Origin of the sequence: Brevibacterium sp. FAM 24630 (assembly GCF_049804075.1) — a bacterium.
Lineage (GTDB): Bacteria > Actinomycetota > Actinomycetes > Actinomycetales > Brevibacteriaceae > Brevibacterium.
In genome coordinates, this window is the sequence record NZ_JBNBZD010000014.1 from 13541 (window position 1) to 33633 (window position 20093).

General features: G+C 64.2%; 17 protein-coding genes. 8 read left to right on the forward strand and 9 right to left on the reverse strand.

Translation table 11 applies throughout. The features are described from left to right. Positions 1 to 31 precede the first annotated feature (31 nt). From ACPUD7_RS11555 to ACPUD7_RS11585, 7 genes are all read left to right on the forward strand, one after another. Positions 32 to 1117 (forward strand): inositol-3-phosphate synthase, encoded by a 1086-nt coding sequence (locus ACPUD7_RS11555; protein ID WP_135537947.1) that lies wholly within the window; start codon positions 32 to 34, stop codon positions 1115 to 1117. Positions 1118 to 1400: 283 nt separating this feature from the next. After that, complete coding sequence (locus ACPUD7_RS11560) at positions 1401 to 2975, forward strand: AbgT family transporter (protein WP_425119975.1); 1575 nt, start codon at positions 1401 to 1403, stop codon at positions 2973 to 2975. 218 nt (positions 2976 to 3193) lie between these two features. Beyond that, entirely contained in the window at positions 3194 to 3988 is a 795-nt protein-coding gene (locus ACPUD7_RS11565; protein WP_425120027.1) for a Bax inhibitor-1/YccA family protein, read from the forward strand. A 122-nt stretch (positions 3989 to 4110) separates the two neighbouring features. Next, positions 4111 to 4437, forward strand: a complete 327-nt coding sequence (locus tag ACPUD7_RS11570; protein ID WP_425119976.1) for a hypothetical protein — start codon at positions 4111 to 4113, stop codon at positions 4435 to 4437. Positions 4438 to 4847: 410 nt separating this feature from the next. Beyond that, complete coding sequence (locus tag ACPUD7_RS11575; RefSeq protein ID WP_135537953.1) at positions 4848 to 5063, forward strand: hypothetical protein; 216 nt, start codon at positions 4848 to 4850, stop codon at positions 5061 to 5063. Next, positions 5060 to 6598 carry a sodium/proline symporter gene (locus ACPUD7_RS11580; RefSeq protein WP_425119977.1) on the forward strand — a complete coding sequence of 513 codons (1539 nt, stop codon included), beginning with the start codon at positions 5060 to 5062 and terminating at the stop codon, positions 6596 to 6598. The genes ACPUD7_RS11575 and ACPUD7_RS11580 overlap by 4 nt, the downstream gene beginning before the upstream one ends. Beyond that, the gene (locus tag ACPUD7_RS11585; protein WP_425119978.1) at positions 6591 to 7223 is read left to right on the forward strand and encodes a hypothetical protein; all 633 of its coding nucleotides are present in this window, start codon (positions 6591 to 6593) and stop codon (positions 7221 to 7223) included. Before ACPUD7_RS11580 ends, ACPUD7_RS11585 begins: the two co-directional genes overlap by 8 nt. A 107-nt stretch (positions 7224 to 7330) precedes the next feature. Here ACPUD7_RS11585 and nhaC read toward each other — a convergent pair whose 3' ends face one another. The 8 genes from nhaC to mqo all read right to left on the reverse strand — a co-directional run bounded on the left by nhaC (position 7331) and on the right by mqo (position 16880). Continuing rightward, positions 7331 to 8791, reverse strand: a complete 1461-nt coding sequence (nhaC, locus tag ACPUD7_RS11590; protein ID WP_425119979.1) for a Na+/H+ antiporter NhaC — start codon at positions 8789 to 8791, stop codon at positions 7331 to 7333. Continuing rightward, complete coding sequence (iadA, locus tag ACPUD7_RS11595; RefSeq protein WP_425119980.1) at positions 8788 to 9930, reverse strand: beta-aspartyl-peptidase; 1143 nt, start codon at positions 9928 to 9930, stop codon at positions 8788 to 8790. Before iadA ends, nhaC begins: the two co-directional genes overlap by 4 nt. A gap of 23 nt (positions 9931 to 9953) precedes the next feature. Then, on the reverse strand, positions 9954 to 10784 hold the full coding sequence (locus ACPUD7_RS11600) for an ABC transporter ATP-binding protein (protein WP_425119981.1): 831 nt from the start codon (positions 10782 to 10784) through the stop codon (positions 9954 to 9956). Next, positions 10781 to 11572, reverse strand: coding sequence for an ABC transporter ATP-binding protein (locus ACPUD7_RS11605; RefSeq protein ID WP_135537964.1), 792 nt, complete (start codon positions 11570 to 11572; stop codon positions 10781 to 10783). Before ACPUD7_RS11605 ends, ACPUD7_RS11600 begins: the two co-directional genes overlap by 4 nt. Beyond that, entirely contained in the window at positions 11569 to 12504 is a 936-nt protein-coding gene (locus ACPUD7_RS11610) for an ABC transporter permease (protein ID WP_425119982.1), read from the reverse strand. Before ACPUD7_RS11610 ends, ACPUD7_RS11605 begins: the two co-directional genes overlap by 4 nt. Next, entirely contained in the window at positions 12501 to 13601 is a 1101-nt protein-coding gene (locus tag ACPUD7_RS11615) for an ABC transporter permease (RefSeq protein WP_425119983.1), read from the reverse strand. The genes ACPUD7_RS11610 and ACPUD7_RS11615 overlap by 4 nt, the downstream gene beginning before the upstream one ends. 20 nt (positions 13602 to 13621) lie before the next feature. Then, on the reverse strand, positions 13622 to 15190 hold the full coding sequence (locus tag ACPUD7_RS11620) for an ABC transporter substrate-binding protein (protein ID WP_425119984.1): 1569 nt from the start codon (positions 15188 to 15190) through the stop codon (positions 13622 to 13624). 202 nt (positions 15191 to 15392) lie between these two features. Then, a complete protein-coding gene (mqo, locus tag ACPUD7_RS11625; RefSeq protein WP_425119985.1) occupies positions 15393 to 16880 on the reverse strand; it encodes a malate dehydrogenase (quinone) in 1488 nt (495 codons plus the stop codon). A gap of 64 nt (positions 16881 to 16944) precedes the next feature. Between mqo and ACPUD7_RS11630 the strand changes: the two genes are divergently transcribed. Then, positions 16945 to 17868, forward strand: coding sequence for a LysR family transcriptional regulator (locus ACPUD7_RS11630; RefSeq protein ID WP_135537970.1), 924 nt, complete (start codon positions 16945 to 16947; stop codon positions 17866 to 17868). 92 nt (positions 17869 to 17960) lie between these two features. Here ACPUD7_RS11630 and ACPUD7_RS11635 read toward each other — a convergent pair whose 3' ends face one another. Next, entirely contained in the window at positions 17961 to 20093 is a 2133-nt protein-coding gene (locus ACPUD7_RS11635) for an iron ABC transporter permease (RefSeq protein WP_425119986.1), read from the reverse strand.

Genomic DNA, 20093 nt, shown 5'->3' on the forward strand with positions numbered 1-20093 from the left:
CCGGTGAGACCCGAAAAGACAAAGGAGAGATGTGGCAACGAAATCGATACGAGTCGCGATTGCCGGATTGGGCAACTGCGCCTCCTCCCTGATCCAAGGTGTGGAGTACTACCGGAACGCGGCCCCGGGGACGAAGGTGCCCGGCCTCATGCACGTGGAGTTCGGGGACTATCACGTCGGTGACATCGATTTCGTTGCCGCCTTCGACGTCGACGGTAAGAAGGTCGGCGTCGACATCGCCGAGGCGATCACCGCCAGCGAGAACAACACCATCAAACTCACCGATGTGGAACCGACCGGCATCGAGGTGCTGCGCGGGCCGACCCTCGACGGGCTCGGAGAGTACTACCGCGACACGATCGTCGAATCCGATCGTGACCCGGCCGACGTGGTCAAGGCACTCAAGGACGCCGAAGCGGACGTGCTCGTGTGCTACCTTCCCGTCGGTTCCCAGCAGGCCGTCGAGTTCTACGCTCAGGCCGCCATCGACGCGAAGGTCGCCTTCGTCAACGCCCTGCCCGTCTTCATCGCCGGAACCAAGGAGTGGGACGAGAAGTTCCGTGCCGCGGGCGTCCCGATCGTCGGTGACGACATCAAATCCCAGATCGGCGCGACCATCACCCACCGGGTGATGGCGAAGCTGTTCGAAGATCGCGGCGTCGTCCTCGACCGCACCTACCAGCTCAACGTCGGCGGCAACATGGACTTCAAGAACATGCTCGAGCGGCAGCGCCTCGAGTCGAAGAAGATCTCGAAGACCCAGGCCGTGACCTCGAACACCTCGGCGCAGCTGTCCGACCGTGACGTCCACATCGGACCCAGCGACTACGTCGAATGGCTCGACGACCGCAAGTGGGCCTTCGTCCGTCTCGAGGGTCGCAACTTCGGCGACGCGCCGGTGTCCCTGGAGTACAAACTCGAGGTGTGGGATTCCCCGAACTCCGCCGGCGTCATCATCGATGCCGTGCGTGCCGCGAAGATCGGCCTCGACCGCGGCATCGGCGGAGCTCTCATCTCCGCATCCTCCTACTTCATGAAGTCGCCCCCGGAACAGCAGGACGACGACGCCGCCCACGAAGCGGTCGAAGCGTTCATCCGCGGAGACCTCGAACGCTGATATCGCCGAGGCGGCCCCACCCGTTCGCGGGTGCTCAGTCGCCATTCGGCCGATGAGGGCGCCGATCGCAGACCCTGCGATCGGCGCCCTCCGCCATTCATCCCGCCTCGGTGAGGGCTCACCCGCCGCGGTACGGACACGGGGCACCGACCCTGTATCCGGAATATGAGATCGACGAGACGCAACGACGTTTGTCCAGGACACTTGTCTCCTCGAAGTGATCGCACTCACATGTGCCTCACTGGCCAGCACCGACCGGTGCCACCGAGACCGAGGAGACCCGATGTCGAGTACCCCCGCCGCCGACGAGAAGAAGAGAGGCAAGTCCGAGCTCAACTGGCTCATGCGCCTGCTCGTCATCATCGAGAAGGCCGGCAACAAGCTGCCGCACCCGTTCTGGCTGTTCCTGTCCCTGGCCGTCATCGTCATGATCCTCTCGGCGATCTTCTCGGCCTCAGGACTCAGCGCCGTCAACCCCGCCACGGACGAGAAGGTGACGGTGACGAACCTCTTCGCCACCGATTCGCTGCGCGAGATCGTCGCAGGTGCCACGAACAACTTCGTCACCTTCCCACCGCTCGGGCTCGTGCTCATCGTGCTCATCGGCGTAGCCGTGGCCGAACAGTCCGGGCTCATCCCGGCGATGCTGCGCGGAACGATCGCCGGGGCCTCCCCGAAGTGGATCACCTTCATCGTCGCCTTGGCAGGAACCGCCTCGTCGATCGCCTCCGACGCCTCGTACATGATCATGATTCCGCTCGGCGGGCTCGCGTTCAAAGCCGTCGGCCGCAACCCCCTGCTCGGCTGCCTCGTCGCCTACGCGGCGACTTCGGGCGGATATTCGGCCGCACCGATGGTCAACTCGCTCGACACGATCCTCGGCGGCCTGTCGACTTCGGCCGCGCAGATCATCGACGCCGACTACACGGTCAGCCCGGTCGCGAACTTCTACTTCAACTTCGTCTCGATGTTCGTCGTCGCCGCGGCCGTGACACTGGTGACCGAGCTGCTCCTGTCCAAACGAGCCGACCAGATCGAACTCGACGAGGAGACCGAAGACGACAGCTTCGACGTCAAGATGGAACTCGACGGCAACGAGAAGCGCGGCATGGTCATCGCCGTCATCAGCATCATCGTCTGCGCCGGTGTGCTCTTCGCTCTCGCCTGGCCGGTCGGGTCGTTCCTCCGCGACGAAGCCGGCGGCTTCGGCCCGGAATCGGGTCTGATGGCCGGAATCGCCGCGATCATCGGCTTCGGCTTCTTCATCGTCGGCATCGTCTACGGCTATGCGACCGGATCGATCAAGCGCACCGCCGACATTCCCGAGATGATGAGCAAGGGGCTGCTGCCCTTCGTGCCCGTCATCGTCCTGTTCTTCGCCGCCAGCCAGTTCCTCGCCCTGTTCAAGATGTCCAACCTCGGCGAGATCCTGGCGATCAAGGGTGCGGAGATCTTCGGGGCCCTCAACACGGGACCATTCATCATCCTGCTCGGCGGTTGGCTGCTCGTGGCCGTCGGCGCCCTCTTCCTCACTTCCGGTTCGGGACTGTGGACGCTCATGGCCCCCGTGCTCGTGCCGATGTTCATGCTCCTGTCGATCGCCCCGGAGACCACTCAGGCGCTCTACCGCATCGGCGACTCGACGACGAACATCATCTCCCCGATGAGCCCCTACTTCGTCGTGGTCCTCGGGTTCGTACAGCGGTACAAGAAGGACGCCGGCATCGGCACAGTGCTCTCCTTCACGATCCCGCTGTCGTTCGCGATGTTCATCCTGTGGGGACTGCTGTTCTTCATCTGGTGGGCGACCGGCATTCCCTGGGGTCCGGGAGCCGCCACTCACTATCACATGGGCTGAGCGCACATGGGCTGAGCCCGAACACGGGAATTCTGCAGCCGCTGCGAGCGTTGCCCGCCACAGCATCACGATCATGCAACGTCGGGCGACGCGGGCTGGAATCCACAGTTCCCGTCCAGGCCGTCCCGTTAGACTGTGACCGTGAAACATCGTCAGTGCAGCCTCTCGGCTGTGCTCATTCTGCTCAGATCGAAAGGATCTCGACCGTGAGTAACCCCATGATGAACCGGGCTATCAATCAGGGAGCCCAGGCCGGCCGCAATCAGCCGGTCATGTCCGACCAGGAACTCAACGACCTGTTCAACAAGCCGGCCGCCGAGAACCGCAACGCCGGACCCCAGGTCGCCGACCGGGCGATGACCTACGACGACGTGATGATGAAGACCGGTGTGCTCTTCGCCATCCTCGTCGCCGGAGCCGCCGTCGGCTGGTTCGTGCCGGCCCTGGCGTTCCCTGCGATGCTCATCGCCCTCGTCCTCGGACTCGTCAATGCCTTCAAGAGGGAACCGAACAAGGGCCTGATCATCGGCTATGCCGCATTCGAGGGTGTCTTCCTCGGCGGGATCTCCTCGCTGTTCGAGAACATGTACCCCGGCATCGTCATCCAGGCCGTGCTCGCCACGCTCTGCGTCTTCGGTGTGATGCTGGCCCTGTTCAAGTTCAAGGGCGTGCGCTACGGCTCGAAGATGAAGAAGTTCCTGCTCATCGCCGTCGGCGGTTACGCGATCTTCTCGATCATCAACCTCGGCGTCTCCCTGTTCACCGGCACCGGTGGTGCCCGCAGCATGCCGATCAGTATCATGGGAATGGAATTCCCACTCGGCGTCATCATCGGCATCCTCGCCACGGTGCTCGCCGCGATGACGCTGATCATGGACTTCCAGATGATCGAAGAGGGCGTCAAGCACAAGATCCCGGAGAAGTACTCCTGGATGTGCGCGTTCTCCCTCATGGTCACCCTGGTGTGGCTCTACATCGAGATTCTGCGCCTCATCTCCTACTTCAGAGACTGAGTCGACGCCGACCGCAGGAACCTCACGCATGCGGTTGAGAGCTGACTGACCGAAGGGCGGATTCCCCGATGGGGGATCCGCCCTTCGGCGTCCCGCCGGGGCAGAAGGACTATCATGAACGCATGACCACGGCAGCGGCAGAGCTCGAGACCGAGGTGCGCCGACTGCGCATCCGCATCATCTCTCTGACGAGCACTCAACTCGACGAGGCGACCCCACCGGCCGCGAGCCGTCGCGAAGCCATCCGCTCCGCTCTCACCGAATTCTCTGCCCTCGGATCGCAGGCACGCCCAGTCCCGCGGCTGGGCGACCAGAACCTCGCCGATCAGGTCGTCGTGCTCCTCGAACATGGTCTGCACTCGTCCGCGGATCTGCCGGAAGCGGTCCGCGACGAACGGATTCGCGCCCTCACCGAGGCGGCCGTGCGTCTGCGTCGCCGGCTCGCCTGAGGACGCGGCAGCAGGGGAGAGACTGCAATCGGACGCTTCGGTACCCAGGACAAACTCGCCCTCATCGTGGGCATCGTCTCAGGCGGTGCCGGGTTCGGGGCGCTCATCGGCCGGATGGGCGCGCGCCGGCGATCCCGACGGGAGTCGAACTCGACGTTTCCGGCCTGACGCCCCGCGAACGATGATTTCTACCGCATCGACACCGCTCTCATCCCGCCGTCGATCGACGCAGAGGATTGGCAGCTGCGCATCCACGGCATGGTCGAACACGTCGTCACGATCACCGTGGAATGACAGCTCCTGCCCGTTCCCAGCATGTGAACTCGGACCCCCGGTGCGGTCGAGACGGGGCAATGTTGTAACCTCACTCACAGGTTCTCGATTCCCTGCGTCACAACGAGGTGGTCAATGTGTTCGGTCTTCCGACGGCGACGGTCGTCATCATCTTCGGCATTCCCGCGATCTGGGTGATCTACACCCTCGTCTTCGTTGTCCTCTCCCGCGGCTGGAAAGCCGAGGACGTCGCCGAGGACGCGGCACTGGCCAACACTCGGGCGAGCGCGAAGGGCGGATCTGCGACCGATGGCGGAGCCGCCTCGGCGGGAGAGAACGGGGGACTGGCATGAATATCGAAACATGGTTCCTCGTCATCTACTTCGTCGCGATGGCCGGCATCGGAGTGTGGACGCTCAAGATCGGGTCGAAGGGCAGTGAAGGCTACCTGCTCGGCGGTCGCAGTCTGGGACCAGCGGTGACCGCTCTTCGTCTGCAGTCCTCGTCGATGTCGGGCTACATGTTCCTCGGTGCGGGGTCGCTTGCGTACACGAAGGGCTACTTCTCACTCTGGTACGCGATGGGCGACATCGGCGGCGGTGTGCTCAACCTGTCGATCCTCGGCCGGCGGATGCGCAAACTCTCCCAGATACTGGGCTCGCTGACCTCGATCGAATACCTCGAACACCGGTACCCGTCGAAGTGGATCCGCGCGATCGCGGCCCCGGTGGCGCTGTTCTGCATCTTCTTCTACGTGATGAGCCAGTTCATCGCCGGCGGTCGCGGCCTCGAGATGGTCACCGGGATCCCCTACGCCTGGGCGCTGCTCATCGCCGTCGGCGTCATCGTCTTCTACACCTTCCTCGGCGGATACCTGGCCGTGGCCTATACGGACTTCGTGCAGGCGATCATCATGCTCATCGGCATGGTCTGGATCCTCATCGCCACCCTCCAGGCGGTGGGCGGATGGACCGCAGGAAACGAGGAGGTCGGACGGATCAACCCGAATCTGCTGACCATGTGGGGTCCCGATGGAATCGAATCCGTGCAGTGGGGAGTCATCGTCGGCGCCGTCCTCGTCTTCTCCATCGGCTACATGGGCTGGCCGCACGTCAACGTCAGCCACATGGCGATGAAGCGGCCCTCGGTCGCCCGGACGGCGAGCATGTACGCCACGGGCTTCAACCTCCTGTTCATCCCCGCGCCCTACATCGTCGGCGTCATGGCGCTCATCCTCCTGCCGACCCTGGACAATCCGGAGCTCGCGGTCTTCCAGGTCGCCGACTCCGTGCTGCCGGACTTCGCCGTGGGCATCGTCATGGCCGGCATCATGGCCGCGATCATGTCCACCGCCGATGCGCTGCTGCTCCAGTCGGGCACGATCGCCAGCCAGGACCTGTTCCAGCGCTTCGTCAAGAAGGACATGTCCGATCAGCAGTCCGTGTGGGTCTCCCGGTTCACCGTGCTCGTGCTCGCGATCATCGGCTACCTTGTGGCCGTGAACGATCCGCCGGCCGTCGCCGAGGTGGTCATCTTCTCCACCACGGTGCTCGGCGCCGCATTCGTCCCCGTCTACATCGCCGCCGCATGGTGGAAGAAGGCGAACGTGCCCGGAGCGATCTCCTCGATGATTCTCGGTACCGTGTCCTCCGTCGTATGGCAGCTGACCGGACTCGTCGATGTCACCGGCGTCGACCCGATGGGCGTCGGGATCGTGTGCTCGACCCTTGCCCTCATCTTCGTGTCCCTGGCCACGCAGAAATCGCATCCTGTCCCGGCACACGTCGTTGCGGCACTGAACGAGACCGACAAGATCGGTGCCATCCCCGCACATATGCTCACCGGCCAGAACGATGCGCTCGCCGCGCAGGTGCCCAAGGATGCGTGAGCACCCGGACAGTTTGCCCGGCGGGGGAGAGAAGCCTGAGCTGATCGTCCCGGAATCGGCGTTGAGACTGGCGCCGAACATCACCGCCGCCGAGGCGCGCGCAGTGTTCGAGCGCAAGCTGCCCCATGCGACCGCCGAGGTCCGAAAGGTCCTCCATCCCTTCTGGTGGACGGTGCTCAGCGCCCGCACGCGCAGCATCTTCCGGCGAGCCGAACGGTCGTGGTCTGCCGATCCTGTTCTCGCAGAGACGAGTCCCAGGCAGCGAATGAACGTCCTGGTCAATGCCTATTCAGGCAAGGGGTACCTCGCGGACTTCGTTCCTCGGGGTGAGACGGTGGCCGTGGCAGAGTGGTTGGATTCCTTCGAATCCTCCGACCAGGCAGGCCCACAACCCGGTCCCGACGATGTGAGGCGAACAGCGCGCTCGTTGGTGCGCACGAAAGTCCTGAAAACGGTGAAACTGGGCATGAGACTGACCATCGAGGAGGCGGCCGCACCCAGCGGAATCCTCAAACCCAACTGGGTGGTCACCGGGGGCAACGACAAATACTCGGCGACGATCCTTGTCGACGGCCTCGACTCCTCCCACTACATCGTGCGGGTGGAGAAGCTGACTTCGGGGTGAGTGCCTCCCCGCGGGGACGCACCGATGGGCCAGCCTCAGTTCTTCGCGTCAGAGATGCAGAGCGCATGGCCGGCGGGATCGATGAGGACCACCCAGGTCTCGCCTGCCTAGGAGCGAAGCACTGGCCCGCGGCGTTTGGCGATGCCGAATCCGGTGTACCCGAGGATGATGGCAAAGGCGAAACCGACGTAGCAGAACACCGCCCACGGGGCGTAGTCGAGAACGGAGACACCCAGCACACCGGCCATGTAGACGCCTGCCGAGGACCAGGGAATGAGTGGAACGACGACCGTGCCGGAGTCCTCGAGCGTGCGTGAGAGGTTCTTCGCGTCCAAACCCCGATCAGCATAGGCCTTTTTGAACAGTTCCCCCGGGACGATGATCGACAGATAGGAATTGCCGGTCACAACGGCCATCGTGATGCATGAGAGGACCGTGGAGAGGACGAGATCACCTGTGCGCTTCACGAACCTCAGCAGGGATCGGATGATGGTCTCGAGAGCACCGGACTTGGACATGATGCCGGCGAAGGCGAAAGCACTGAACGCGATGAGGATGACACCGGTCATCGACGCCATGCCGCCCTGGGACACCAACTCGACGACCTGAGGGTCCAGATTCTTCAGGGTCGAGGACCCGACCTCGAGCATGTCCGGGGTGAACCCGTCGACGGTGGAGGCGAAGATCGATTCGAGACTGACCTTCTGAAAGATCGCCGCGAGGACCCCGGCAACCAGTGAGGAACCGATGATCGTCGGAAGAGTGGGCAGTTTGAGAACCGCTCCGCCGAGGACGATGAGCATCGGCAGAAGCAGGAGGACATTGAAGGAGAAGAGACTGTCCAAGGTTCCCGTGACGGCAGTGATCTGATCCGAATCGGTTCCACCGGACTGCTGATTGATGCCGACGAACAGATAGAGCGCCAGCGCCACGACCGTGGCCGGGATCGTGGTGTAGAGCATGTGCCGAATGTGCTCCCACAAGGTGGTGCCGGCAGCGATCGGAGCCAGGTTCGTCGTATCCGAGAGCGGCGAGAGTTTGTCACCGAAGTACGCACCGGCGACGATCGCTCCGGCGGTCGCCGCCAGCGGTGCGTCCAAGCCCGCGGCGATTCCCATGAGGGCGACGCCCACGGTTCCCGCCGAACCCCACGACGTGCCGGTGATGACCGAGACGATCGCGGAGATGACGAAGGCGATGAGCACGATGAACTGTGCGCTGATGAGGCCCAAGCCGTAATAGATCATCATCGGAATGGTGCCGGCGATCATCCAGGTGCCGATGAGTATGCCGATGGAGATGAGCACGAGCAGCGCCGGCATCGCAGTATCGAGCTTCTCCCTGATCCCCAGGAGCATCTCTTCCCAGCCCAGCCCCATCCGCAGAGCCACCAGGCCGGTGATGATCGCAGAGAGGATCAGAAGCGGTTCGGGCGCGAGTCCGAGAACGCCGTAGCCCACAGCCAGCAGCACGAGCATCGCGACCAGGGGCACCAGTGACCAACCCAAGGACGGGCGCTTCTCCTCGATGTCGTCGGGGAAAGTCGTCGTGTCGTGCTTGTGGCTCATTCGAAGGTTCCTCGGATCTGCGGGGCGCCGTTGCGAACGACCTCTCGCCCCCGGGCAAAGGCGAGCTGAATGGTGTGGCTGCCATCGGTGAGGAGGATGTCGGCATCCGCTCCGATACGCAGGCGCCCCTTGTGCTCGAGGCCGAGGACATCTGCCGTATTGGAGGTGACGAGGGAGATGGTCTGAGACAGGTCGACACCGGGCAGGTCGGCACACGCCCACACCTGCTCATACAGAGTCGTCTGCTTGGCTACATCCATGCCGATGAGCCGTCCGTCGGAGTCGAACTCCGGCAGGCTGCCGTTGGCATCGGAGGAGAGAGTGAGACGGCTGAGGTCCCCGCCGAGGTCGATGTAGCGTTGCAGCGACTGCGTCGTCGTCGACGAGGCCGTCATATCGACCATGGCGCCCTTGGCAGCCAGATCGACGGCGTCGGCCAGCAGCTCGGGGGACCGGGTGATGTGGGTGGCGTAGATGGCCTGCGGTGCGATCGGATAGTCGTCGAGGAGACGATGCAGCGGGGCCAGCCGGGTCTCGTAGGGGCCGACGTGGAAGTGGGTGATTCCGGCCTTGCCGGACAGCAGCCCACCGACATGAGACTGGCTGACGAGCTCGGCCAGAGTCTCGACGGTGGGTTGGAACGAACGGCGGTCCGAGATCGCAACCTCGCCGACACCGATGACCTTGTCGATGAGGACGACATCATCGACGACGGCACCGGTCAGGGTCCGTGCCGGGACCTGGTAGCTGCCCGTATAGATGTAGGTGGAGATGCCTTCGGTCTCCAGAGCTCGGGCCTTGGCGAGGAGGTCGGCGTGGCTGCGGGTGACTCCGTCGGTTCCCAGACAGCCGATGACGGTGGTGACTCCGGCGCGCACGATGTCGCTGACCACGATCTCGGGGGTGCGGTTGGCGTAGCCGCCTTCGCCTCCGCCACCGGAGATGTGGACATGAGGGTCGATGAAGCCTGGAGTGGCTGTGAGCCCCTGGGCATCGATGACGGTGGCGTTGGGAAGACCATCGAGCGCCTCGGCGGGGAGATCACCGATGAAGGTGATCTGCTGCCCTTCGATGAGGATGTCCTGCTTACCGAGTCGTTCCGGGGCGCAGATATCGGCACCGCGCAGCAATGTGACCATGTTCCGCCTTCTCCTTGCAGCTGTTATCCGGGGATGATTCCCTTGCCGTCGACCTGGGGAATCGCAGCCAGCAGCTTCGTCGTGTACGGGTGCTGAGGGCTGTCCCAGATCTGATCGGTCGGGGCGACTTCGACGATGCGCCCGGCTTCCATGACGGCGACGCGATCAGCGATGTCACGCACGACTGACAGATCATGACTGATGAAGATCATCGACGCCCCGGACTTGATCGCGAGATCGCGCATCATGCGTGCGATTCGGGCCTGCAGGAAGGCATCGAGGGAAGCGATCGGTTCATCACCGACGAGCACCTTCGGCCCCGCCGCCAGAGCTCGGGCGATCGCGATGCGCTGCCGCTGCCCGCCGGAGAACGAATGGGAGTAGCGCTGTGCTGCGTCGGACGGAAGATCGACCGCGTCGAGGAGTGATTCGACACTCCAGCGCCCGGAAGGGTCCAGAGCCAGCGCATCCTCGAGCTGGTCGCGAATTCGCCGACGGGGATTGAGCGAGGCATAGGGATTCTGGAAGACCATCTGAATGCCCAACAGGCGCGTGTCGCGCTTCTTCAGCCCCAGTGCCCTCACAGGACTGCCGTCGAAGGAGATCTGTCCTCCGGCCGGCTTCTCCAATCCGCAGATGAGCTTCGCCAGAGTGGACTTGCCGCAGCCCGATTCCCCGACGAGCCCGAGGACTTCGGAGCGGCCCAGCTGCAGTGAGACACCGTCGACGGCGCGGAAGCGACCCCCGCCGTCGAGCTTGTATTCGCACGATACGGAATCGAGTGTGAGCAGAGGTGTTTCAGCCGAACCGTGCTTCTCGTCCGCCTCGGTTGGGGTGTCATCGGTCGATGTCATCGGGCGACCTCCGCTCCCGGCAGTGATTCGATGAGTGAACGAGTGTATTCGTGCTCAGGCGCGGTGATCACCGTTTCTCGGTCGCCGGTTTCGACGACGACGCCGTTCTGCATCACCACGATGGTGTCGGCCACCGACGACAGCACCCCGAAGTCGTGGGTGACGAGAAGCACCGCGAGGTCGAGATCGTCGCAGAGCTCCCTGAGCAGTCGGAGAATGCCGGCCTGCACCGTGACGTCGAGCGCTGTAGTCGGTTCGTCGGCGATGAGGACCTTCGGATCGCAGATGATTGCTGAGGCGAATGCGATTCGCTGGAGTTGGCCGCCGGAGAACTGGTGGGGATACTTATGGATTGCCTCGTCCGGATGCGGAACTTTCGTCCGACCGAGGATATCGACGGCTTTCGCAAGGGCCTTCTTCTTCGGCATCTTCTGGTGATGTCGCAGATGATCGGTGATCTGATCGCCGACGGTGAGCATGGGGTGGAACGCTGAGGCGGGATCCTGAAACACCATGGACAGCTGCACCCCGCGGAGACGATTGTGCTGTTTCGCGGGCATACCGACGAGCTCAACACCGTCGAAGTCGATGCTTCCGCTCAGTTCGGCCCCGGCGGGGGAGAGGCCCATGATGGCCAACCCGGTCTGAGTCTTACCGGATCCCGAAGCTCCGGCGACGCCGGTGATGCGGCCTGCTTCAAGATCGAATGAGACATCTTTGAGGATGTGTGCGGTCGTCTTGCCTGTGGTGACGGAAAGGTTGAGGCCGTTGATGCTGATCATGCTCATGAGGTCGTCTCACCCACTTCCTGGGCAGTGTGCGGATCGAGGCTGTCACGCAGACTGTCTCCGATGAAATTGAAAGCCATGACGATAGTGAGAATGCACAGGCCGGGGAAGAACGCGATCCACCACGCAGCGAACTGCGAAACGCCTTCACTGATCATGGCACCCCAGTCCGGTGTCGGTGGGACCGCACCCAGAGACAGGAACGACAGTCCAGCCATGGTCAGGATGGCGGAACCGACATCGAGAGTGGCGAGGACGATCACCGGTGAGATGACGTTCGGAGCGATCTCACGCAGAAGGGACCTGCCTGCGCTGAATCCGAGGAGACGTCCGGCGATGACATATTCGCTGCTGCGCGCCGTCATCACCAGGGATCGGGTGACGCGGGCGTAAGACGGCCACGAAACGAGCAGGATCGCGATGATCGCATTCTTCAGGCCGGGTCCGAGCGCGGCGGCGATGACCATGGCCAGGATGATTGTTGGGAAGGCGAAGACGAGGTCGGCGATGCGCATGATGATCTCGTCGACGGCGCGGCCGAAGTAGCCGGCGATCGCACCGAGCACCGAGCCGAGGAGCGCAGAGCAGATGACGACGAACACAGCAGCAGGAAGAGTGGTCCTGGCGGCGACGACGATGCGTGAGAACACGTCGCGCCCGAGGGTGTCTGTGCCGAGGATGTTCTCAGCCCCCGGTCCAGTGAGCCGAGGGAAGTCCTGCGCCAGTGGATCGAACGGTGCGACAAGCGGTGCGAAGATCGCGAGGATCAGCCAGATGACGAGGATGGCAGCTCCGACGAAACCGAGCGGGGTGCGCAGCGATTTCGGGAACCGGAACTGCCAGCGTTTCACTCCCGGGCCGAGGGGGTCCCCGGTGGCTGCCTCGGTGCGGGTCGATCCGGTGGCGGGGTGTTTGGGAGAACCGATACTCATCGCACCCTCACTCTCGGATCGACGAAGCCGTAGATCAGGTCGACGATGAAGTTGACGAGAATGTAGACGATGCCGATGACGAGGCCAACTCCCATGATGACGGGGAGATCGAGCGTCGTCGCTCCGCGATACGCATACTGGCCGAGTCCGTTCCAGGCGAAGACCGTTTCGGTGAGGACCGCACCGGAGAGCAGGGACCCGAACGCGAGTCCGACGACGGTGATGATCGGGACCAGCGCTCCGCGGAAGATGTACTTGAACACCACCGTGCGGGTTGGCAGCCCTTTGGCTTTCGCCGCGGTGACGTAGTCGAATCTGATGATGTCGAGGACGCTGGATCGACTGAATCGGGTGAGCAGTCCGATGGTGAAGAGTGCGAGCACGCACGAAGGCAGAACGAGATGTCCGAGAGCGTTCGTGAAGGTCGCCATCTGTCCGGAGAACAGCGCATCCACGGTGTAGAGCCCAGTGACCTTCGGCGGCGGAGTGATCCACGGGTCGAGTCGGCCGGCGCCGGGGACTACCCGGAGTTTGAAGAAGAACACGAAGTAGGCGACGGTCGCGATCCAGAAGGTCGGTGCCGAGATGCCGATGAGGCTGAGTGTGCGAATTGCATGGTCGACGATCGTGTTCTGTTTGAGAGCGCTGAGGAGTCCGAGGAGCAGACCGACAACGACCGAGATGAGGATGGCGCCGATGCCGAGTTCGATAGAAGCAGGAAAGACCTGGCCGATCGACTCCAGCACGGGCGTGCGTGTCTGGTTGGACACTCCCAGATCACCGTGCAGAAGATTGCTCAGATACGTGAAGTACTGGACGATGAGCGGCTGGTCGAGTCCGAGCTTTTCCCGTGTCTGAGCGACGATCTCCGGGTCCGCCGCCGCCCGGTCGCCGAGGATCGCCGCGACCGGGTCGGTGGGGACGAGGTTGGTGAGCAGGAACGTCACCACGGTGACTCCCCAGATCAGGAGGATTGAGATTCCGATCCGGATGAGGATGAAGCGCAGCAGAGGGTGGAGCTTGGGCGGTTCGATCCGCTGCGCCGCGTCGTTTTCAGCAGGGCCGGGTGGAGCCGCATCGCGGGTGCCCTGTGGCACAGTGGAGGCTCCCGCCATCCTCACTCGGCCTTCGCGAAGTCGAATGAGGTGTCAGCGTTGGAAACGAACTTCTGGATGCTCGACCCGACGGCGACGGTGTCGACCGGCTGGACCAGTGGAATCCACACTCCGGTGTCGGTGGTCGCTTTGTACAGCTTCTTGTAGGCAGCGTCACGGTCACTGTCCTTGGCCTTCGACGCTTCTGCTGCAAGTTCTGCCAACTTGGGATCGGCGTCCTTTCCCCAGTTGACTCGTTCGGCGACGCTTCCGCCGGGGATGAAGACGTTGTAGTTCGTCGGGTCGGGAAAGTCGGCGCCCCAGGTGCCGATGCCCATGGGCTGTTTGGCCGAGCGGAACCCGTCGAGCTGAGTCGAACTCGGCGCAGGTTTGAGATCGAGGTTGATGTCGGCTTCCTTCAGCTGTGCCTGCAGGGTCTCCGCCAGCTGAGCCAGATCAACGCCGTTGACGGCCTGATCGCTCGAGTAGTGGAAGGGGATCTTCTCCCCGTCGTAACCGGCCTTCTTCAGAAGGGCCTTTGCCTTGGTGAGGTCACGTTCAGGAGCGTCGTCCTTCGATACTGCGCCGACGAATTCGTTCGGCACGAGGCTGGCCATGCGCTGCGATCCCTCTCCCGCGAGATCGATGAGCTTGTCATAGTCGATCGCGGCCATCACAGCCTTGCGGAAGTTCGGATCGGCGGCGGGCCCGCCGAGCTTCTCATCGGTGTTGTTGAAGATGTAGAGGCTGCGTGTCGACGGCAGGCTCGAGATCTTTCCCATCGACTCGTCGATCTGCTTCGCCTGATCGGCGTTGAGATCGTAGGCAACCTGGGCCTGACCGGACTGGATATCGGTCAGTTGAGTTTCGGCGGAGACGTTGCGCAGAACCACCCGCTTGAATTTCGGCTTCGGGCCGCTGTAGTGCTCGTTCGCCGTCAGCACCACCTGGCTGTCGGCATCGTACTTCTCAACTTTGTACGGTCCCGACCCTTGGGAGTTCTCGTTGAGGAACTGTTCGGCACCGTCGTTCTCATCCGTCGTTCCCTCGTTGTCTTTGACGACCTTCGAATTCACGATGCCGATCGAAGCGTTCGGCAGGATGTAAGGTAAGGCCGGATTGGGATCCTTGCTGATCAGCTTCACAGTTTCGTCATCGACCTTCTTCACCTTCACTCCATCGAGGAAGAAGGAGGGGTTGCCCTTGATGCCCTGGAGTCGCTCGAAGGAGAAGACGATGTCATCGACCGTGACCGGATCACCATTGGAGAATTTCGCATCCTTGTCCTTGAGGGTGAGTGTCATCTCCTTGTCGTCATCGGACATCTCGAATGAGCAGAGACCGTCGGTCGGTTTGGTCAGGTCACCGTCTTCGAACTCGAGCGTCGTCTGGTAGACAGCATTGTCAATGGTGGAGCCGGTGAACTCGAACTGTCGATGAGGATCGATCGTCTTGAGATTGAACGCTGTCTCCGCGACGATCGTGTCGCCGGCGCCCCCGGAGTCGTCAGAACCGCCGCTGCAGGCGGCAAGGCCCGCAGTCAGCGCGAGAGTCGAACAGATTGCCACGAAATTGCGGGTCAGACGCTTCATTGTGATCTCCCAAACGTTCAGTGTTGTAGGTCACACTAGAGTTGAAACGCCGGTTGTGCAATTCAACTTGCCACAACATTGTGGGGTTTCTGCTGTGGGCTTCCGCCAACGTCGCATCGGGCGAAACGGAGTCATGTGCAATTGCCTCTTCCACCGCCGAATCCGCGCTTTCGCGGTCGGCCTGCGACCGTGTTCATGTCGATCACCCACCGACCCGGTCCAACCCGAGGGGCGCAGCGGTATCGGCAAGCGTACGAGCGACCGCCTCGGCGTCCCAGTCGGTGCGGTCCCTGTCCGGGATGGCTTCGGACAGGACGGTCTTCCAAGCGTTGTGCCATTGGGTGGGGAAGGCGCGTCTGAGCAGATCGAGCATGATCGGCACCGCCGTCGATGCTCCGGGGGACGCGCCCAGCAGACCCGAGATCGACCCGTCGGCGGAGACGACGAGTTCCGTGCCCTGCTGGAGGATCCCGATCCGTGTGGGATCCGGTCTGACCAGCTGCGCTCTCTGCCCTGCGGGAATGAGCGTCCATTCGTTCTGACGCGCCTGGGGGAAATACCGTCGCAGCTGGGCGAACTTTCGGGTGGGACCGGCCGCCAGCTCCTTGACGAGGAAAGCGACGAGATCAAGATTCTGCACACCGGCCGCGGCGAGGACGTGCAGATTGTCCCACCGCAGTGTGGTGAAGAAATCGGTGAGTCGACCGTGCTTGAGCAGCTTCGTGCTGAAGGTCGCATACGGGCCGAAGAGCAGATGCTCCCGCCCGTCGACGACTCGTCGATCGAGGTGCGGCACCGACATCGGCGGGGCGCCGACATCGGCCTGACCGTAGACCTTCGCCTGGTGCCGGGCGACCACGGCCGGTGTCGAGCACCGGTAGAACGCGGCCCCGACCGGAAGGACGGCATAGCCGCGGACTTCAGGAACCTGCGCCTTCTGCAGAAGGCGCAGGGCGAACCCGCCGGCTCCGACGAAGACGGTCTTCGCCCGCACCCGGAATCTCCCGGCCGGTGACGCACCGGTGATCTGCCAGCCAGTCCCGGTGCGGTTGAGCCCATTGACTTCGTGACCGGTGCGCACCTCACCGGAGGCCGATGCGATGATCCTCGTCAGTGCACGAGTGAGTGCGCCGAAGTCGATATCCGTGCCTCGAGGATGGCGAGCGGCCGCCATCGGCTCACCGGTATCCGGTCGCCCGTCCATGGTCAGCGGCGCCCACTCGGCGATGACCTCGGGATCCTCGGTGTACTCCATGTCCGCAAACAGGGGGTCAGCGCGCAGGGTCGTCACCCGCGCACGCAGGTAGGCGACATCCTCGGCGCCGAAGACGAGATTCATATGCGTGGACGGATGGATGAACTCATTCGGCTCCAGCAGGCCCAGACGCACGAGATGCGCCCACCACTGCCGGCAGAGGTGGAACTGCTCGGCGATCGAGGCCGCCTTCGACCCGTCGGCGGGATCCGGCATGTAATTGAGTTCGCAGAAGCCCGAATGCCCGGTTCCGGCGTTGTTCCAGGGATCGCTGCTCTCTGCGGCGATGTCCTCGGCGCGTTCGAGCATGAGAATGCGCCACTGTGGTTCGAGCAGAGCGAGCATCGAGCCCAGGGTCGCTGACATGATGCCGCCGCCGATGAGCACGACATCGGCGGCGGGAAGGGACGTGGAAGAGGCGGTGTGCGTTGTCATGTTTTCACCATGCGCTTCCCGGAATCATCCGTCCAATGAGCGGTTGGAATTATATGATCCGAATATGGAACAGTCATCTGAACCTCGCGGTGTCCCGCTGGCGGCGCTGCGGGAATTGGTCGCGTTGGCCGACGAGGACGGGCATCTGACCGACGCGGCCGCGTCGCTCGGCATCCCGCAGTCGACGATGAGCCGGCGCATCCACAGCCTCGAGTCCCGCCTCGGCGTGCCGTTGACCGTCCCGCGGGGCAGAGCCATCGGTCTCACCGACGCGGCCAGGGATCTTGTTGCGGCGGTGCGCACACCCCTGCGTGAGATCCACACGGCACTGGCCGACACCGCCGAGGTGGCCGATCCCGAGCATGGGACGATCCGATTCGGGTTCCCGCTGACGATGGGCGCCGGTGAGGTCCCCGACCTGCTGGCCGCTTTCAACCGGGCCCATCCGGGCATCCGGCTCGACCTCAAACAGGCCCACGGAGCCGAACTCGTCGCCGATCTGCAACGCGGTGCCCTCGACCTGGCGATCATCATCCCGGCCCCGCCGGAGGTTCCGCACGAGATCCTCGCCAGCCAATCGGTCGTCGCCGCCGTGCCTGCCGTCCATCCTCTGGCCGAGCGGAAGCAGACCACCGTGGCCGAGCTGGCGGGCGAGGAATTCATCTCCACTCCCGCGAGCTACAACCTGCGGACGCTGACCGACCGATGGTGTGCAGCCGCCGGTTTTGTCCCGCAGGTGAAGATCGAGGTCACGGAATTCTCGACGATCCGCGAATTCGTCGGCCGGGGGATGGGTGTGGCGCTCATTCCGCGCGCCGGACGTCCGGTGGACACCATCACCGAGGTGGAGCTGCGGGGGCCCGGCTACGTCCGGGAGATCGCCCTGTGCTCGGCGGTGCGCCGGCCCGGCCGCGTGGTGACCCGCCTGCGTGACTTCGTCCGTGAACAATCGGCCGGCTGGGCCCGACAGGGCGGGCCCGAAGGCTGACCGACGACAGAGAAAGCCCAGGGGCTGACTGACGGCTGAGAACCTGCGCGCCGCCGATGCAGACCGGCGGCACAGGGTGCGGTCGGGTCGGGTCAGGCGCGCGAGCGGGCGAGCAGATACACGAAGTAGGGGGCACCGATGAGGGCGACGATGAGCCCGGCCGGAATCTGTGCGGGAGCGATGACGGTCCGACCCAGTGCGTCGGCGACGACGAGCCCCACCGCGCCGAGGATCATCGCAGTGGGTACGACTCGCAGATGTCGGCTGCCGACGAGAGCACGGGCGGCGTGCGGAGCGACGAGACCGATGAACCCGACGACCCCGACCGCCGAGACGCTCACGGCCGCGAGGACGGCGGCAATGATGAGCACGCTCAAGCGCACCGGTTCGCGGGCAACACCGACCAGTCGGGGAGTGTCGTCATCGAGGGCGAGCAGATCGAGCTCTCGAGTCCACACGAATGCCACCGGGATCGCGATGAGCAGAACCACGGCGACGGGCGCGACATCGGCCCACACCCGGCCGTACGTGGAACCGGACAGCCAGGTGAACAGGGCGGGGGTGTCCCAGGGGTTCGCGCGGACGAGGAACAACGTGGTCAGCGCGGTGAATCCGAACCACAGGCCGATGCCGACGAGCACGAGACGGTCGGTGTTCATCCCGCCCCGCCACGACAGGCCGTAGACGATCGCGAAGGCCACGAGTGCACCGGCGATGCCGACGGCGGAGACGAGCCCGACCCCTGCACCCGGGATCACGGTGACGACGATGACCGCGCCCAGACCGGCCCCGCCCGTGATGCCGAGCAGACCGGGTTCGGCCAGAGGATTGCGGGCGCTGGCCTGGACGAGTGTGCCCGAAAGCCCGAGAGCGGCACCTGCGGCCAGCGCCGCCGCGACCCGCGGAGACCGCGAATCGAATGCGAAATCGATGACCGGCGCCGCCCGATCCTGCAGCCACAGAAGGACATCACCGAGGAGGTAGAGCCGTTCCCCGACGAGCAGCCCGAGAATCGAGACGACGAGGAGCAGCACGGCACCGGCACCGATGACGAGACCGGCCCGCCGGGGACCGATCACCGTCGACCGTGCCGCAGACGTCGCCTGCGCGGGTGTCGACGCGCGCAGCGTCCGGGCGAGGAGGACGAGCACGATGGCGCCGAGGATCGTCGTCGTCACCCCGGACGGCAGAGTGATCGCGGCAGTGGCGCCGATGATCGCCCGCAGCACCGCATCGGCGAGGATGACGATGATCGCCCCGATGAGCCCGGCCGCGGGAATGAGCACGGCATGCCGGGCGAGGATCGGGAAGGCCTTGGCAAGCAGCCGGGCAATGACGGGAGCGCAGAGCCCGACGAAGCCGATCGGTCCGGCCAGGGTCACCGCCGTAGCGGTGAGGACGACGGCCAGAAGGATCCCGATGGCCCGAGTGGATCGGACCGAGACTCCCAACGCGGAGGCCGCATCATCGCCGAGTCCGAGCAGATCCAAACGCCGGGACAGGGCGATCGCCGCGACGAGGATGAGCGCGATGACCGGGATGCTGCGCAGGGCCGCGGTGCCATCGAGCTGATTGAGGGTTCCTGAACCCCACGCGAAGAGACTCGTCGTCTCCTCGGAGAAGAGGATGAGCAGCGCCGAGGTGCCCGCTTGCAGGGCCATCGCCGTCGCCGTTCCGGCCAGGACCAGACGCGTCGTCGACGACCCCGCACCGCCGGCGAGTCCGAGCACGAGGGCTGCGGCGAGCAGACCGCCGAGGAACGCGACCCCGCCCGAGGCCCACATGGGGATGCTGATCCCGAAGGCGGTGACCACGGTGACGGCGAAATAGGATCCGCCGGTGACCGCAAGGGTATCCGGAGAGGCCAAGGGGTTGCGCGCCAGGGATTGGAACAGCGCCCCGGCGATGCCGAGAGCGATTCCGACGAGGATGCCCGCCCCCACGCGCGGCAGCCGCGACCCGAGGACGATGTCACGGACACCGGGTCCCGCCTCGGCGAGGGGAGAATCCGACCCGATGAGGGAGGCCAGCAGATCCCGGACGCCGATTCCCGAGGTGCCCTGGGTGATGTGCCAGATCGAGAGGAGGGCGAGGACGATGATGAGCCCGAGCAGAACCCCGGCGGCTGACAACGCACCGACGACCCCGCCGCGCCGACTGGCAACGGTCGGCGCCGCCGGTTCCTGGCCTGCGTGCGGGGTCATCGTGGGTGCGGTCGCGGTCAT